The 16,356-nt window shown below is 48.7% G+C and carries 12 protein-coding genes; 7 read left to right on the forward strand and 5 right to left on the reverse strand.

The annotated features are described in order from the left end of the window. Position 1 precedes the first annotated feature (1 nt). The 3 genes from ACYVGR_RS08935 to murI all read left to right on the forward strand — a co-directional run bounded on the left by ACYVGR_RS08935 (position 2) and on the right by murI (position 2,754). A complete protein-coding gene (locus ACYVGR_RS08935) occupies positions 2 to 385 on the forward strand; it encodes a type II toxin-antitoxin system death-on-curing family toxin (protein ID WP_460955652.1) in 384 nt (127 codons plus the stop codon). Positions 386 to 499: 114 nt separating this feature from the next. Beyond that, positions 500 to 1,924 carry an amidohydrolase family protein gene (locus tag ACYVGR_RS08940; RefSeq protein WP_460955654.1) on the forward strand — a complete coding sequence of 475 codons (1,425 nt, stop codon included), beginning with the start codon at positions 500 to 502 and terminating at the stop codon, positions 1,922 to 1,924. Between the two features lie 2 nt (positions 1,925 to 1,926). Next, on the forward strand, positions 1,927 to 2,754 hold the full coding sequence (gene murI, locus ACYVGR_RS08945; RefSeq protein WP_460955656.1) for a glutamate racemase: 828 nt from the start codon (positions 1,927 to 1,929) through the stop codon (positions 2,752 to 2,754). A 93-nt stretch (positions 2,755 to 2,847) separates the two neighbouring features. Here the strand turns inward: murI and ACYVGR_RS08950 are convergent, their stop codons facing one another. Continuing rightward, on the reverse strand, positions 2,848 to 5,232 hold the full coding sequence (locus tag ACYVGR_RS08950; protein WP_460955658.1) for a carboxypeptidase regulatory-like domain-containing protein: 2,385 nt from the start codon (positions 5,230 to 5,232) through the stop codon (positions 2,848 to 2,850). A gap of 462 nt (positions 5,233 to 5,694) precedes the next feature. Here ACYVGR_RS08950 and ACYVGR_RS08955 point away from each other — a divergent pair, with 462 nt between their 5' ends. The 3 genes from ACYVGR_RS08955 to ACYVGR_RS08965 are packed head-to-tail and all read left to right on the forward strand — an operon-like array spanning position 5,695 to position 9,330. Beyond that, positions 5,695 to 6,468, forward strand: coding sequence for an RNA polymerase sigma-70 factor (locus ACYVGR_RS08955; RefSeq protein WP_460955660.1), 774 nt, complete (start codon positions 5,695 to 5,697; stop codon positions 6,466 to 6,468). Continuing rightward, positions 6,461 to 7,519, forward strand: coding sequence for a FecR domain-containing protein (locus tag ACYVGR_RS08960; RefSeq protein WP_460955662.1), 1,059 nt, complete (start codon positions 6,461 to 6,463; stop codon positions 7,517 to 7,519). The genes ACYVGR_RS08955 and ACYVGR_RS08960 overlap by 8 nt, the downstream gene beginning before the upstream one ends. Positions 7,520 to 7,575: 56 nt before the next feature. Next, positions 7,576 to 9,330: an STN and carboxypeptidase regulatory-like domain-containing protein gene (locus tag ACYVGR_RS08965; RefSeq protein WP_460955664.1), complete on the forward strand. Its 1,755-nt coding sequence runs from the start codon at positions 7,576 to 7,578 to the stop codon at positions 9,328 to 9,330. Between the two features lie 314 nt (positions 9,331 to 9,644). On the opposite strand, the gene ACYVGR_RS08970 is transcribed toward ACYVGR_RS08965, so the two are convergent. From ACYVGR_RS08970 to ACYVGR_RS08985, 4 genes are read right to left on the reverse strand one after another with little or no spacing between them, the layout of a single operon-like run. Beyond that, entirely contained in the window at positions 9,645 to 10,460 is an 816-nt protein-coding gene (locus tag ACYVGR_RS08970; RefSeq protein ID WP_460955666.1) for an alpha/beta hydrolase, read from the reverse strand. After that, positions 10,460 to 11,563: an alcohol dehydrogenase catalytic domain-containing protein gene (locus ACYVGR_RS08975; protein WP_460955668.1), complete on the reverse strand. Its 1,104-nt coding sequence runs from the start codon at positions 11,561 to 11,563 to the stop codon at positions 10,460 to 10,462. Before ACYVGR_RS08975 ends, ACYVGR_RS08970 begins: the two co-directional genes overlap by 1 nt. Positions 11,564 to 11,621: 58 nt before the next feature. Then, positions 11,622 to 12,383, reverse strand: a complete 762-nt coding sequence (locus ACYVGR_RS08980; protein ID WP_460955670.1) for a LytR/AlgR family response regulator transcription factor — start codon at positions 12,381 to 12,383, stop codon at positions 11,622 to 11,624. Continuing rightward, positions 12,380 to 13,447 carry a sensor histidine kinase gene (locus tag ACYVGR_RS08985; protein WP_460955672.1) on the reverse strand — a complete coding sequence of 356 codons (1,068 nt, stop codon included), beginning with the start codon at positions 13,445 to 13,447 and terminating at the stop codon, positions 12,380 to 12,382. Before ACYVGR_RS08985 ends, ACYVGR_RS08980 begins: the two co-directional genes overlap by 4 nt. Positions 13,448 to 13,703: 256 nt before the next feature. Between ACYVGR_RS08985 and ACYVGR_RS08990 the strand changes: the two genes are divergently transcribed. After that, a complete protein-coding gene (locus ACYVGR_RS08990; RefSeq protein ID WP_460955674.1) occupies positions 13,704 to 16,331 on the forward strand; it encodes a TonB-dependent receptor in 2,628 nt (875 codons plus the stop codon). The last annotated feature ends 25 nt before the right edge of the window (positions 16,332 to 16,356 follow it).

A 16,356-nucleotide genomic window follows, 5' to 3' on the forward strand; every position in this document is an offset into this window, starting at 1 on the left:
TGTGATATTTCTATCTCTCGCTGATACACTTTCGTTGCATGAGCGAATTATTCAGCAATCGGGTGGGAGTTTAGGTGTTCGAAATAGGGATGCCATTGCATCTGCTTTGATTCAGCCTTTTGCAACCTTTGATGGCCAGGAGCTTTATCCAGCACTCGTTGATAAAGCTGCTTTGGCTGGCTATTTGCTAATCTGCAATCACCCATTTGTCGACGGAAATAAGCGGATTGGCCATGCTGTGATGGAAGTGGTTTTGATCCTGAATGGGTTCGAAATTGCTGCTAGTATTGATGAGCAGGAGAAAATTATCCTACAAGTGGCTGACGGAACGTTAAGTCGAGAGGAATTTACAGACTGGCTTCGTCAACATATAAAGGCAGCTTAAAAAACGACTTACCTGTTGTCATAGTGCCCACTAAACCATTCATATGCTGAGTTCAACTTCCCGAAAGTCTAAACTTTCGGGAAGTTTTATTTCTAATCTTTCCATTAATTCTCCATGCGAAACCTACTTCTTGCGCTACTTATACTGTTTGTAACAATCAATATAGCTCACGCCCAAAAACAAACGGTTGATCTTTTGATCAAATCCGGGAATTTGATCGATGTGAAGACGGGTAACATTTTGACGAAGAAAATCATTGTTACCCGTGGCAAGACCATTGTGGGCGTGTTCGATGAAGCTCAATTCAAGAATTTTCAGGCGAAAAAGACGATCGATGCGAGCGGGAAGTATATTATTCCGGGCTTGTGGGACATGCACGTTCATTTTGGCGGTGGCGATACCTTGATCGAGGAAAACAAAAACCTCTTCCCACTTTACATTGCGCATGGGATTACGGGCATTCGCGATGCCGCTGCCGACTTGAGCCCAAGCGTATTACAATGGCGCGATCAGATTGCAAAAGGTGAACTGATGGGGCCAACCCTGTTTACGTCCGGGCCTAAATTAGAAGGCTATAAGTCGAGTTGGGTAGGCGACATTGAAGTCAGCACGAACGCCGAAGTCGACAAAATGCTTGATTCACTACAAGGCTTGAAGGTCGACTTTGTAAAGATCACCGATAATGCGATCAAACCGGATATCTATCTCTACATTTTGCAGGAAGCTAAAAAGCGCGGTATGAAAACCTCAGGGCACGTGCCCTTTGCCCTGACTATGGACGAGGTTTCTGCGGCAGGGTTAGGGTCGGTAGAACACATGAGTTACGTGCTTAAAGCAGGTTCAACCCGCGACAAAGAAGTGGCCGATAAAGTGAGGGCGGGAGAGCTAACAGCCCGATTGGCATCGCTGATGGTTGCTCAAAGTTTCGATGAGGCAACTGCACTGGCAGTGTATGGTCGAATGGCTAAAAACGGTACAATCGTTGTGCCTACATTGAACATCAGCCGTACTGTAGCGTATCTGGATCAGGATAATCACCAGAAAGATAGCTACCTGCAATACATTGGTCAGGGGCTTAAAAATACCTACGCCTGGCGGGTGAGCCGGGTTGCGAAAGATGGGCCAGAAGCTATTGCCGAACGCCATGCTGTTTATGAGAAATCGGCTGCATTGCTTCCATTACTTCATAAAGCGGGCGTGACCATTATGGCTGGAACCGACGCAGGTTTTCTGAACTCTTACGTGTATCCGGGCCTGGGCTTGCATCATGAACTTGGCTATTTCGTAAAAGCCGGGTTGACGCCCTTGCAAGCCTTGCAATCGGCCATTATTCCGGGTCCTGTATTTTTGAGCAAGACTGCCTTGTACGGCGATATTGCCCCCGGAAAAAGTGCCGATATTGTTTTGTTGGATAAGAACCCGCTCGACGATATCAACGCTACGCAGGCGATTAATACCGTCATTCTGCGCGGAACCGTGTACGATCGAAAGGCGTTGGATGGGTTGCTGGCCGACGCAAAAAAGAAAGCCAGCAAGTAAGCATGTCAGTATCCTCACAACCCATTGGTGTATTCGATTCCGGCTATGGTGGCCTGACTGTCCTGCGCGAAATTGTTCAGAAATTACCCCAGTACGATTACGTTTACCTCGGCGACAACGCTCGAACGCCCTACGGCACCCGATCCTTTGATACAGTTTATCACTATACCCTTGAGTGCGTTCGTCACTTGTTCGATCAGGGTTGTCGTTTGGTAATTTTGGCCTGTAATACCGCATCGGCCAAAGCCTTGCGTAATATCCAGCAGCTTGACTTGCCTACACTTGCGCCAGACAGACGGGTGCTGGGCGTAATACGACCCACCACCGAAGTCATCGGTAATTATTCCAGAACGGGAGAAGTTGGCGTTCTGGCCACGCGGGGAACGGTTACTTCAGAATCGTATCTGGTTGAAATTGAGAAGTTCTTCCCAAATCTGAACGTCTATCAGGAAGCATGCCCAATGTGGGTGCCTTTAGTGGAAAACGGCGAATACGCCAGCCCAGGTGCCGACTATTTTGTTCAACAGCACATTGACCGTTTGCTGGCACAATCGCCTGACATTGACACGATTTTACTGGCCTGTACCCACTACCCACTTCTGATTGATAAAATCCGGCAGGCGGCACCAGCAGGCACAACGATCCTGAGTCAGGGTCGCATTGTTGCCGACAGTTTAGCGGATTATTTACAACGCCATCCCGAACTAGAAGTGCAGTGTAGTAAGCATGGGCAGCGTACCTTCCTGACAACCGACTCTACCGAAGATTTCGACCGACAGGCCACCATTTTTTACGGGCAGCCTGTGCAGTCGATGCATCTGGCATTGTAGCGCGGACATCCTGTCCGCATCACCATAGGCTAATTGTGTAACTGGCAATTATTAACCTACAGCGATGCGGACAGGATGTCCGCGCTACAACTTTTAAAACACAACCCGATAACTCAGCACGGGTATCAAGCCCGTAGCATAATACGATTTAACCGTACCGCTGGCTGGATCGAAATAGTGGTTATAAATATTTTGTCGATTGATGGCATTCTGTAAGTCCAGTGAAAGCGTTCGGGTTGAAGTTGGCCGGTTTTTCTTCCAGCTGAGCCGGATATCGGGCCGGAAATAATCCGGGAGCTGCTCCGTAAACGATTGACTGTCTACGTACACCGTTTCACCAAGACGTTTCGATTCGGCTAGGTCAACCGGCGTGTCGCGGTAACCACCGTAGTAGCTCAGTTTCAGGTTTAAGCCAAACACATTGGAACCAGACACCCACTCATTTCCAATCAGTAAGCTTTCGGCATAACGACCATTCCAACGCGTATTTCGCCAAACGCCATCCGACCCTTTGTATTCCGAGTTGTAGAGCGATGAGGAGAGTAGAAAATAAAAACTATTGCCCGACGCCGACCGACGAAGAAATTGCTCCAGGGTTAGCTCTAGTCCGTAATTCCGGCCAGTTCCTGCATTAGTCAGCGCCCGATCGGTGAAGCCATCGAATCGATTGATAATTGAAAAGGCGTCGTATTGACTGGCACTCACCGGAATGTTGAACAAATGCTGATAATACGTTTCTACTTTCAAACGTAGCGGAGGGGCATCGCTGCGACTGTTCAGTCGTTGATCATAGGCTAGCACGTAATGATGGGAGCGCGTAAAACCCAGGTTCTGATTCGACGTAACGGGATTGCCCGACTGGTCGGCTGGAAGCACAAAGTAGGTAGCCGGGTTTTGCAACTGACTATGCAAACCGTAGCCCAGACTAATGGATTTATTGGCTGCGAATGCCCAGCGGATAGAACCACGTGGTTCCAGGGCCGAGGTATTGTTGAGGTTCAGACGAAGATAGTGTAGCCCGGCGTTAATTGTTAATTGCTCCGACAGTCGGTAATTCCATTGGCCAAATGCTTGCAGGGTACTGGTTTGATCGCTAACCTGAACCCGTGTCAATACCTGTTGCTGTTCTGAATCCCAGGATTTTTGATTCAGATCATACAACAGCTGTGTGCCAATTAAGCCGGTTCGGAACGTATGCTGGGCGTTAAGTTTGTAGGTCAGGGTGGTCGATAGAATACGCTTTTGAGTGAGGAAGGCATCGTTTTCCCGCTCCGAGGCTGCGTATTCTTTGGCCGGGTCCAGCAGTTCCGTTCGATCCCTATTTTCGTAGCCCGACGCTAGTATCACTGTTTTGAGCAAGGCTTTTCGACCAATTGGTAAGGCATGGGTTATCCCAGCGGCACCCGTATTCGATAGGAAATTGTCGTTGTATTGATCGTAGTCAGTTACCCATTTGCTGGAGTCGGCTGGGGCGTTGACCTTGCTGTTACTGAGGCCGCCAAATCCGAAGAAGGTGAACGTACCGGCTTTTCGTGTGGGTAAGTACACATTGAACGATAAGTCCTGAAATACACTTTCACCTGTACCAATATTGACGCCCAACTTCGAAAGCAATCCCAGGGTTGAGTAACGATAGTTAATCAAAAATGAACCCGTGTAATTTTTGGCAATAGGACCCTCGGCGGCTATATCGATTCCCAGAACACCAGCTTGCACGGTGTACTCCCGTTTGGTGTTATTGCCCCGTCGTAATTTTAGATCGAATACACCCGAGAGGGCATTTCCATACTCGGCGGGAAAAGCGCCTGTCAGGAAATCCGAGTTGGCTAGTAATTGGGCGCTCAGAATAGAAATACCACCACCTGCTGCACCCAGATTGGAGAAATGATTTGGATTCGGGATTTCGACCCCTTCCATTCGCCATAAAAGGCCATTGGGAGCGTTGCCACGAATGACGATATAGTTGCCCCCATCGTCACCCCCGACCACGCCGGCATAAGCCGTTGCCATCCGGGCTGGATCGTTCACGGCTGCGGCAAATTTCTGCGTTTCTTCAACAGAAAACGTTCGGGCCGACACCGTCGCCATTTCATTAATTGGCTTGTCTTTGTCAATCGTTGGCTTTACGGTTATTTCCGACAATTGACTAACGGCTTCTTCGAGCGAGATGGTCAGAACCAGCTCCTTACCCGCATCAACGGTGATGTTTTGGAGCGTCGTTGTTTTGTAGCCCACAACACTAATTTGCAGCGTTTGCCGCCCAACGGGTACTTGCATAAACTGAAACTGACCACCAGCATCTGTACTGACTCCACGCACGGGCGAGCTATTGAGAATCACAACGGTGGCTCCGGGTAGTGGCGTTTGCAGGCTTTGATCGATAACTGTGCCCCGAATGGTTTGGGTAAGCGATTGGGCGTAGACGAAAGGGGAGAGTAGAAAGAAACAGAGAAACAATAGGCGCTGATGGCTGGACATGATTGACAGAATTGCGATGGTTTGCTCTCCTGACAGCCAGTTTGTCAATTGCCCCTATGTGAGATGATGTTTTTTTTCGACAGGATTAACAGGATTTATTGCATTAACTATTGAACCTGTTTAAACTTTTAAAAATAGGTGGGAATTGAGTGTTTTTTTGTCATTCCGACGCAGGAGGAATCTTCGGGTGCGCAAATATTCCTCATCCCGAAGATTCCTCCTGCGTCGGAATGACAAAAAAACATACCCTTTTCTTGGTAAAAAAGAAAGTTTAAACAGCCTCATTGGTAAAATAAATCCTGTTAATCCTGTCGAAAAAACAGTTTACAAGCCCATACGCTAAACTTGTCCTACACCCGTTTTATCCTGTTAATCCTGTCGAAAAAAAATAGTTCGAAGACGCGTAGGGGTAAGGCGGAGGTTAGTTGTCATAGGGCTAACCAAGCGTGTGTTTAGCGAAAAATGATAGCTTTGCAACCTCCTATCATCCACAAGCCTACAGCCGTGCCACCGATTGAGCAGGATATACTTTCAGCCATCCGAGACGGTAATGAGCGGGCATTTGAGTCGGTTTTTCGGCAGTATTACGAATCGCTGTGCCGTTACGCCCGACAGATGTTGCCCGATACTGATGAAGCCGAAGAAGAAGTACAGGCCATGTTTTTGTCCGTCTGGGAAAAACGGGAAGACTTGTACATTACCGTTTCGTTGAAATCATACTTGTATCGGGCGGTGCATAACCGTTGTTTGAATCGACTGAAACACGCATCGGTTCGGGAGGAGCATCGGGAGCATACCCGTTATCTGGGTGACACCACCGCTGAGTCGCCCATGCAGACATTGCTGGGTAATGAACTGTCGGTCCAGATTCAGTGGGCGATTCAAAAGTTGCCTGAACAGTGTCGACTGGCGTTTACGCTAAGCCGATTTGACGAACTGAAATACGGAGAAATCGCCGATCAATTGGGCATTTCCATCAAAACAGTTGAGAATCAGATTGGAAAGGCGCTTCGTATTTTGCGGACGGAACTGAGTGAATACCTGCCCGTTACCGTTTTGATAATGTACAACGTACAATGGTTAATGGATAATGTAAACTATAAAATGGATAATGAACAATGGATATTGGATAACACATGCTGGCTTGGTAGTGAGTGGGCGCTTCAATTACTTGCGATAACTCATTGTACATTATCCATTTTACATTATTCATTAGCAACCATAAGTCATGTCTGATCAGCAACCTATAGATGATGCCCTGCTGGGCAAGTTTCTGGCGGGTGAAACCGATCCAGCTGAATCGGCGCGGGTACGGGCGTGGCTTGCTCGTCGAGAGGACAATCAAGCGGGAACGAGTCAGGATGATTTTGGCCGGTTCGAACGACTTTGGGAGGCTGCCGAACCCGATAAAACTGAAGTGGATACCGATGCGGCCTGGCGATCGGTTCGGCAGAAGATGCGAACAACCGATCGGAATCCTGTTTCCCGCAATGAACCGATCATCAAGCCGTTGCCTGTTCAACCTGCTAAGTCGTATCGAGACTGGAATCAAACAATTCTTCGGGTAGTGGCTGTGCTGGCATTGGTGGCGAGTTTTGGTGGATTGCTGTACAAGCTCAGAACCATGAGTCATAGACACCCGGCCGAGGGCGTGGTAACGTTGGTAACCAATAATCAGAAAATCAGCAAAACACTACCCGATGGCACCCATATTTTACTCAATAGCCATTCGATGCTAACCTATCCCGTCGCTTTTGCCGATGACCGACGAGAGGTAACGTTAGTGGGAGAAGCTTTTTTTGAGGTTACGCCCGATGTCAGTCGCCCATTTCGGATTGATGCCCGCAAAAGTGTTGTGCAGGTGCTGGGTACCTCGTTTAACGTTCGGGCTTATGATGATAACGTAAGCGTGGCCGTTCGGACGGGGAAAGTACGTTTTTCCAGAGGTCAGCATGAGGTGTTGCTGACTAAAAATCAGCAGGCAACCTTTGAGGAGTCGGGCGATACAATTCGTCGAATGACGCAACTGGCCCCGAATGTATTTGCCTATAAAACAGGTCAGCTTGTTTTCAATAATGAACCATTGCGTGATGTAATTCAGGAAATTAATCAGTTTTATAATGCCGATGTCCGACTGGCAAACGACCAACTGGGTAACTGCCGTCTGACTACCCGGTTCGATAAAACGTCGCTGGATGAAGTACTGGCCGTTACTGCCGAAACACTCAGCCTGCATGTTCACCACGAAGGAAAGCAGGTAATTTTAGACGGTACTGGGTGCCGATGAATAGGGGTAAAGACCAGGATAACTGTCTTGCTCTAAACTCATCAGAATACACCGCCATGCGCTATTTTCTCATTTTTGTTTTTCTGCTTGTCAATGTCAGCCTTTTTGCTCAATCGGTTCCTCCGCTCGATCGGATTATTTCGGTAGATATTCGAAATGCCACGATCGAAAATGCGCTTCATCAGGTTAGCAGCGCCGGACGGTTTGAGTTTTCATATAATCCAGATCGTATCAATACAAACGCTGTAGTAACCTTACGTTTGGTCAATACACCTGTTCGTGACATACTTAATCGCTTGTTTCAGAATCAGGTATCCTTTAAATCACGGAGCAATCACGTTATTCTGGTTCGGACTGAAGCGCCTGACTCAACGCCTAAAAACTTCCTGCTCGATGGGTATATTCTGGACGAGCAAACGGGCGAAAGGATAGCCCAGGCCAGTATTTTCGAAAAGACAACTCTGGCGTCGACCGTGAGCAATCCATTTGGTTATTACCGACTTCGCTTATCGACCGACTTACCAACTGTGCGGCTGGATGTTCGGAAACAGGACTATGTGGGCGAAACGGTCCTGATTCGATCGAGAAGTACGCATTCGCTCAGTATCCGAATGACACCCGTACCTCCTCGTATGTCGCTGGAAACGTTACCCATCCGAATAACGGAAGATACGACGCGGTCAATGGAGGCATTGGCCGCTGTACCGGTTGAAATGCCAGCGGTTACGCCCGATACAACGCTTCAACAACGGCCTGTCTCTGTTCTGGATCAGGGTCTTACACGAATCACACGCGTTTTTGTTTCGGCCCAACAGGCTATTCACGATGTAAACCTAAACCGAGACACCCTGTATCGTGATTGGCAGGTGTCGTTTCTACCGTTTATTGGGACCAATCATCGGTTGAGTGGCCGTATCAGTAATCGGATTTCCGTGAATATGCTGGTTGGGTATTCATTTGGTGTGCGTGCCTTTGAACTAGGCGGTTTAATGAACCTTGTTCGGACGGATGTGCAGGGATTTCAGGCGGGTGGATTAGCAAACCTGGTAGGCGGAAAACTTACGGGCGTACAGCTTGGGGGGCTGGTTAACTACGCCAATCAGGATATGAAGGGTGTGCAGATTGGCGGTTTAGTAAACACCGCTGGCTTATCCGTCGACGGGCTTCAACTCGCGGGTTTGGTCAATTATGCCCATCGGGATGTGCGGGGCTGGCAGATTAGTGGTATTTTGAATCGGGCTCATCGCGTAACCTCAGGGCATCAGCTAGGTCTGGTCAATGTTGCCGATACGGTGGGTAATGTCCCGATTGGTTTATTGAGCTACGTTCGTAAAGGTGGTTACCAGAGTCTGGAAGTGGGGGCCAATGAAGTCAATTTACTAAACGTAACGATTCGGACTGGTACACGCCGGTTGTACAATATCCTTTCGGCAGGGCATAGTTTCGATCGGGTTGGGAGTCCCCGGTTGAGTACGGGCTATGGGCTTGGAACTGCTTTTGGCTTATCCCGCTCTACGTTTTTCAGTATAGAGGGAACCTACCATCACCTGTTTTATTTCGATAAAACATCCCGGAAGGACGGCTGGAATAATCAGGTTCGGTTGAGTACGTTAGTCGAAACAAAATTTAGTCCGCATTTGTCGCTGGCGTTCGGGCCGTCGGCCAACTGGTATTTCAGCAACGATGGAACCTCCCGGCCGTTACTACAACCTGAGGTGGGTCTTATCTCGGGCCGTACCGACGATACGAATGCTACGCATCATTGGGGCTGGCTTGGCTTTCAGCTAGGATTGCGGTATAGTAATCTCTAACCTTGGTAATCAGTTACGCTAAAATTTGAAGAGTTCATAGGACTAATCCGCTGATTATGTGGTATATACTTGTATTTTGGGGCGAAACTCCGTTAGGAGTGGCCTGTTAATAGAAACCAGAGAATTGGACGTACCTTGAAGCGCCGTAGGTGCGACCTATATGAACAGAATTAGGTCGCACCTACGGCGCTTTAGATCCTTACTAAGCCTCAATACCTATTGACAGGTCACCCTTACAGGGTTGATAGCCTGTAAGGGTGAGGATACAGACCGAGGATACATAGAAAAAACGTCAATTCATTTAACTCAATCAATTAGCGAGTAGAATCAAAAAATAGTAGCACATCGGCAAGGTGTTCTTCCCAATAAGGCCACTCATGTCCGCCAGGATATTCGACGTATTGGTGGGCTATATCGTACTTCAGCAAGTCCCGATGCAGCGTACGATTGTGTTCGATCAATAAATCCTCGGTACCACAATCAAACCGAATCAGGGGCAGTTTCGCCCGATTTTGTACCAGTAAGGTAAGTACAGATTCGTCAACGGAATTGGATTGTCTGTACGAACTGAGCGCTTCTTCAACAAATAGGGGCAGCTGATCTAGGTGCGTAATTGACGACATCCCACAAACAGCTTGAAATCGTTCAGGGTATTTCGAGGCTAAGCGCAAAGCTCCAAAGCCACCCATCGATAAACCCGCAATAAACAGGTTCGATGGAAAGTTAGTCAGCTGATTGGCGGGTAGAGCAGCTTGTACTGCGTTCGGGACATCATCGACGATCCATCGCTCAAAATCAGAGCCGTTATGAGGCAAATAACCGCTGCCGTCGCCCCAAAGACCATCGGAAGGCATGGCCAGCATCATCGGACGAATCCGACCTTCCCGAATTAATTGTTCGGCTGTTCGGTGGGCGCCACCTTTCAATGACCAGGCCCAATGGCTGCCGTAAACACCATGCAACAAAATGACGAGTGGCAAAGGCTCGTTGCCAATCAACTCCGCATTGGGAAGCCAGACAGTTATGTCTCCCCGGCCTTTCAGATTCGGCGTTTTAACCGTAATGTAACGGAGGCCATCGTGCTCATAAGCCGGATCAGATAGCTCGATAGTTCGAAATGTTGACTCCATCAGAAAACCAGTACGCCTTTGGCATTGCGTCCCTTCAGCATATCGTCGAAGGCAGTGTCGAGCTGATGAAGAGAGTAGGTTCGGGTAATGAGATCATCCAGAATTAAGTCGCCTTTCTGATACAGATTCAGCAGGAGGGGGATGTCAATTTCCGGGCGACATTTGCCGTAGAGGGGATTAATGTAGATTTTATCCCACTCGAACAGGTTCATGTCGATACTAATCTCCTGTTCAATTCCGCTGACCTGGCAGGCAACCCCGGCGTTTCGGACCATCGCCAGCGGCACGGCACCGAGTTCGGGAATTGCCGTGCATTCGAACGCATAATCGGCACCACGTCCGCCAGTTAACTGTTTAACCTGACTGACCGCCTGAGCTAATCCTTTGTCGGCCCGGTCGGCCAGAATGGTATGAGTAGCACCATAGCGAACAGCCATCTCCAGACGATTTGGGTTAACGTCGACCGCAATAATCATCCCGGCTCCCGAAATACGCGCTCCCTGGATGACGTTCAACCCCACGCCCCCGGTTCCGACCACAACTACCGATCGACCCGGCTTGACCTGGGCTGCATTCATGACCGAGCCCACGCCTGTCATGACCCCACATCCGACAATAGCCGCCGATGAGAACGGAATAGGGACGTTCGTTTTCACAACGGCAGCTTCCCGCACAACCGTAGCGCCCGACATGGTGCCGAGGCTAAAGGATCGTTCGATAGGTTGTCCGTTGTAGGTGGTACGCTCCAGGGCCGCATGACCGCCACTGGCTTTATTGCCAGACGTAACCGGCGAGTTTACTTCGCAGATATGTTGATTACCTTCCAGGCATTGGAAACAGTGTCCGCACGGAATGGCCCAGTTAAGAATGACCGAATCGCCTGGTTTTACTTTCTGAACAAGTGGGCCTATACTGCGGACTATACCGGCGCCTTCATGGCCCATCACGATGGGTTTCCCCCACGAAAGCGAGTCAAAGTCGGTGTGGCAGATACCAGTGGCCTTGATCTCAACAAGAACCTCGTCGCCTTGTGGCTCACCAACCTCAATATAATCAATCTGGAAACTTCCGGCCCCGGTAGCAATGGCGGCTTCAACTTTCATAGTAGTGGTTTTATCTACCTGAAAGAAGTGCCAAATGGCTTCCTACTTAATGCTGGTACTACAACCAGCGGCTTATGAATTGCCCGAAGGTATCTTTGTACTGATCGCTTACTGGAATCATGGCCTGGCCAATCTGGACGGAGTTACGCGTAACGGCATTGATTCGGTCGAGGGCGACTATGAACGACCGATGCACGCGCATAAACTGTTTGGTGGGCAGTTTTTCTTCCAGCGTTTTTAGGCTCGTTAACGAGAGTAGCGGCTTGGCCGGATCGCTCTGGCGGTAAACTTTTACATAGTCTTTTAGTCCTTCGATGTATAAAATATCACTGTAGGCAACGCGAACTAACTGATACTCTACCTTCAGGAACAGATAATCCTCCGCAGGGTCAATGGAAATGGTTTGGGGGGCGGCAATAGGCGCTGATTCAGGGCGTTGTATTAGTTCAAAGTAATTGCGAGCCTTACTGGCTGCCCGAAGAAACTCTTCGTAATTGAAGGGTTTGAGCAGGTAATCCAGCGCATCGACCCGGAAGCCATCGAGTGCAAATTGGTCGAAAGCGGTGGTAAAAATAATTCGGGTGTTATGCGTGCCCCGGTTGCTTCGTTCCAGTACGCGAGCCAGTTCCAGCCCTGTCAGATCGGGCATCTGAATGTCCAGAAAAATAACGTCTATCGGTCTTGTTATGAGGCACTGCAAGGCTTCAACGGCACTCGTATATCGACCAACCAGATTTAGGAAAGGGGTTTTTTCAATGAAGGCACAGACTAACCCCAGCGCCAATGGTTCATCATCTACGGCAATACAGGAAAGAGTCATGCCAAATCGAGGGTTAAGTGTACGTGATACTCGCCAGCGGCAGTTTGCTCATTGATCTGAAGTGAGTACTGACCCGGATACAATAAATCAAGTCGTCGACGGGTATTGGCCAGACCAATGCCATTGCCTACTTCGAGTGAAGGCGCTTTTTCTGTAAACAGGGTATTATGTACGTCGAGCAATAACTTATTCGGCTGCTGCTCAACGGCGATATGAATCCGGCTTGGGTGCATCGCGCTGACCCCGTGTTTAAAGGCGTTTTCCACGAATGGCAGCAGGAGCATGGGTGCAATCGGCTGGTCATGCAATGGACTCGGGGTACTGAACGTGATCGACACTTTATCGGTCAGGCGCAGTTGCATAAGCTGAATATAATCGCTGACGAACGATAGTTCTTTACTCAGAAGCGTTGTACCCGCCTGGGTTTCGTAGAGAACATAGCGCATCATACGCGAGAGTTTATGAATGGCCTCACGGGCGGTTTCGGTATCGATCAGCGTGAGCGCATAGATGTTGTTGAGGGTGTTAAAAAAGAAATGAGGATTGATCTGCGCTTTCAAAAAGGAGAGTTCGGAGGTTGTTTTTGCCTGTTCCAAGGCTGTTCGCAGATTAGCGTCATCCTGCCATTTCAGCAATATCGCAATACTGGTGCTGATCCCCAATACAAGTATAATAGTGAATAGCGTAGGTTGAAGCCAGCCATAAATTTTAGGCTTTCCCTTACCGTCAGGATGAAAAGCCAGGTGCATCTTCGTGGCTAAATCAAAGCCAAATTCAACACAGCCTACCAGAATAATCACCGTGATAATCGTTACGAGCAGGGCAAGAATATACTGACTGGTTTGTCCCTGCAAAAGCAACCGAGGGACCAGCCGTTGCGAGTTTAAATAGAATATACACACCACCAGACCAAAAAAGATGCACTGTCTTACCCAGAAAAGCCTGGGGAACTGGATGTCTGAATTAAACGACTGGGAAAAAAACAGGAGATAGCCCATTAAGAACCAGCCCAGTACATGGATCAGTACAGGAACATAACGGCGGGAAAACAAAGTAACAGCCATAGTCGTCAGGAAAGCTACAAGTTTACGGCAAATCCCCGATTCCTGTTCGGGCAATCGCTGGTTACCCCAACTTTGCCGATAGCTGGCTCAGTTTAACCGATGAATGGCCTGATTTTTCAGTCGGTATAACTACTTAGCCATTCATCGGCTAAAATGGGCTATCTGCCGATGTTTTACTGTACTCAGTCTATTGCATTTTTTGGATTGATAGAACGGTAGTTGATTTGAACGATCAATCTGAAATCATTACATACCAATGCGTAAGCAACTTATACTTCTAACATTTGGTCTCTGGAGCGGTCTGGCAATTGTTCAGACAGCCTATGCACAATTTGGTGGCCCTCCAGGTGGTGGCCCCGGCGGACCTGGTGGTTTTGGCCAGGACAACGGTCGTAAAAAAGCTGAGTTTACGGGCGTAGCCGACGACACTCCCAAAGGTAATGGTAAGATTGCCGGTGTTCTGGTCGATTCAACTTCCGGCAAACCCGTTGAGTTTGCGACCATTGCTCTCATGAATGTGAAAACCAATAAGCCTGTCGATGGGACAACATCGGATGCTAAAGGAGCTTTCACGCTCGCCAAATTAGCACCGGGCGAGTATCGGCTTCAGTACTCATTTATTGGTTATAAAACCCGCGATTCCAAGTCGTTTACAATTGCGAAAGGAACGGATATCAATCTGGGCTCCGTGAAACTACCAGCCGATGTACGGATGCTGGGCGAAGTGGTCGTAACCGGGCAGGCCGCCTTGGTGGAAGAAAAAGTGGACCGTCTGGTGTTCAATGCTGATAAAGATATGACTGCGAAAGGGGGCGACGCATCGGATGTACTAAAACGCGTGCCGATGCTATCGGTCGATCTGGATGGGAACGTGAGTCTGCGGGGAAGCTCCAACATTCGGGTGTTGATTAATAACAAACCATCGACAATTGTAGCTGCCAGTGTAGCCGACGCCTTGAAACAACTTCCTGCCGACATGATCAAAACGGTAGAGGTGATCACCAGCCCTTCAGCTAAATATGACGCTGAAGGTGCCGCCGGTATTATCAATATCGTTACGAAAAAGAATACGCTGCATGGATTGACACTGAACGTAGATGCGGGAGCGGGCCTTCGGGCATCTAACCTGGGCCTGAATGGCTCGTATCGGCAAGGAAAGCTGGGTATTACCCTCGGTGGCTTTGGTCGGGCCATGTACAACCATGCCTCCTCAACCTTAGAGCAGACCACAACGTTTGGCGGGCAATCTGTGCGAACCAGTCAGGCAGGTACCGCTTTCGATAAGCCAGTATTTGGTCAGTATACCTTAGGTTTCGACTACGATCTAGCCAAGAACCAGTCGTTATCGGCCAATGTTCGCTATGGCACCCGCAATTTTGTTCAACAACAGCAGCAATTGACCAGCACGTTTTCTGACAATGTGCTACAGAGCATAACTGATCGGGATGTTAATCGGAAAGATCTGTCAAATTCAGTCGATATGAACCTGGATTACGTTCGCACATTCAAACCACAGCAGGAGTGGAGTATTTCGACTCAATATAGCCGAACGGGACTGACAAATAACTTCTTCGCCGACCTGCTGAACACCAGCACCGGAGCCTTGACGGGCCGGCAGCAGAATTTGAATAATAATACCAATCAGGAACTAACCATTCAGTCGGACTATCAAACGCCAATCCGAAAAAATCAATTGCTGGAATTTGGTGGTAAAGCCATTATGCGTCAGGTAGATAGCCACTATCAGTATCTGGTAAGTGGTAGTTCAGGAGAATTGGCGATCGATCAGACGAACCCTCCCGGATCACTGAATTATAGTCAGAACATTGGTGCGGGTTATATCTCATATACGTACGTAACACCCAGCAAATACACCTTCAAAGTAGGGACACGCTACGAACATACAGGCATTACAGCCACGGCCAATGACAATACACCATTAAATATTCCGGCCTATAGCAACCTTGTGCCCAGTATTAACGTATCGAAGGGGTTGAAAGGCGGTACCACACTCAAAGCAGGTTACAATCGACGAATCCAACGGCCGGGTCTGCAACAACTGAACCCGAACGTCAATACGGCTAACCCGTTGACGATCTCGAAAGGTAACCCAAATCTGAGCCCCGAATTAACCGATAATGCTGAACTAAGTTTGAGCACGACCATCAAGAAAACGTATCTGAACGCTTCGGTGTTTGGTCGGTTGACCAACAACGCAATTACGCAGGTGCGTATCCCTGGCGATACAGCACAGGGCTTTGCAGCAGGTTCTATTATTACAACGTTCGAGAATATCGGGGTACAGCGTACGGTTGGGACGAACATTTTCTTCAACACGAACCTGACATCGAAATGGAGCCTCAACGGTGGCCTGGATGGTTACTATATGTACATGCAAGGCACAACCCAGGGTACTGATGGAAAAACTCAACTTATTGACAACTCTGGCATAAGTATTGGTGGTCGATTGATGAGTCAGTTACAATTGGATAAGGGCTGGAGTGCACAGGTATTCAGTTTTTTCCGGGGCCCAAGCCCACAACTACAGGGAACGATGGGTAGCTTTTACATGTACTCGCTGGGCGTTCGGAAAGATCTGGCCAGCAAACGGGGGAGCATCGGACTGGCGGCAGAGAACTTTGCGGGTAATGGTGTAACTATGCGCACTACCCTGAACTCTCCGACGCTTACCCAGGTAAACGTTAACCACCTGTACAATGCAAACCTGAAAGTAACGTTCACCTACCGTATCGGTAAAATGACCTTTGAAGAGAATCGACGGAAGGGGCGCTCGGTAAGTAACGACGATGTGAAAGGTGAAGGTGGTGGCGATGGTGGCGGACAGCCGCAGGCAGCGCCTGCGGGTGGTGGACGTCCCAAATAAGTTTTTAGATTCTGTTGATGCTACT

Source organism: Spirosoma litoris, assembly GCF_054776755.1.

Excerpts from the sequence above, each read along its gene's own strand:
- ACYVGR_RS08940 (WP_460955654.1), top strand. The coding sequence starts at position 500 with ATGCGAAACCTACTTCTTGCGCTACTTATACTGTTTGTAACAATCAAT.
- murI (WP_460955656.1), top strand. The coding sequence starts at position 1,927 with ATGTCAGTATCCTCACAACCCATTGGTGTATTCGATTCCGGCTATGGT.
- ACYVGR_RS08950 (WP_460955658.1), bottom strand. The coding sequence starts at position 5,232 with ATGTCCAGCCATCAGCGCCTATTGTTTCTCTGTTTCTTTCTACTCTCC.
- ACYVGR_RS08955 (WP_460955660.1), top strand. The coding sequence starts at position 5,695 with ATGATAGCTTTGCAACCTCCTATCATCCACAAGCCTACAGCCGTGCCA.
- ACYVGR_RS08960 (WP_460955662.1), top strand. The coding sequence starts at position 6,461 with ATGTCTGATCAGCAACCTATAGATGATGCCCTGCTGGGCAAGTTTCTG.
- ACYVGR_RS08965 (WP_460955664.1), top strand. The coding sequence starts at position 7,576 with ATGCGCTATTTTCTCATTTTTGTTTTTCTGCTTGTCAATGTCAGCCTT.
- ACYVGR_RS08970 (WP_460955666.1), bottom strand. The coding sequence starts at position 10,460 with ATGGAGTCAACATTTCGAACTATCGAGCTATCTGATCCGGCTTATGAG.
- ACYVGR_RS08975 (WP_460955668.1), bottom strand. The coding sequence starts at position 11,563 with ATGAAAGTTGAAGCCGCCATTGCTACCGGGGCCGGAAGTTTCCAGATT.
- ACYVGR_RS08980 (WP_460955670.1), bottom strand. The coding sequence starts at position 12,383 with ATGACTCTTTCCTGTATTGCCGTAGATGATGAACCATTGGCGCTGGGG.
- ACYVGR_RS08985 (WP_460955672.1), bottom strand. The coding sequence starts at position 13,447 with ATGGCTGTTACTTTGTTTTCCCGCCGTTATGTTCCTGTACTGATCCAT.
- ACYVGR_RS08990 (WP_460955674.1), top strand. The coding sequence starts at position 13,704 with ATGCGTAAGCAACTTATACTTCTAACATTTGGTCTCTGGAGCGGTCTG.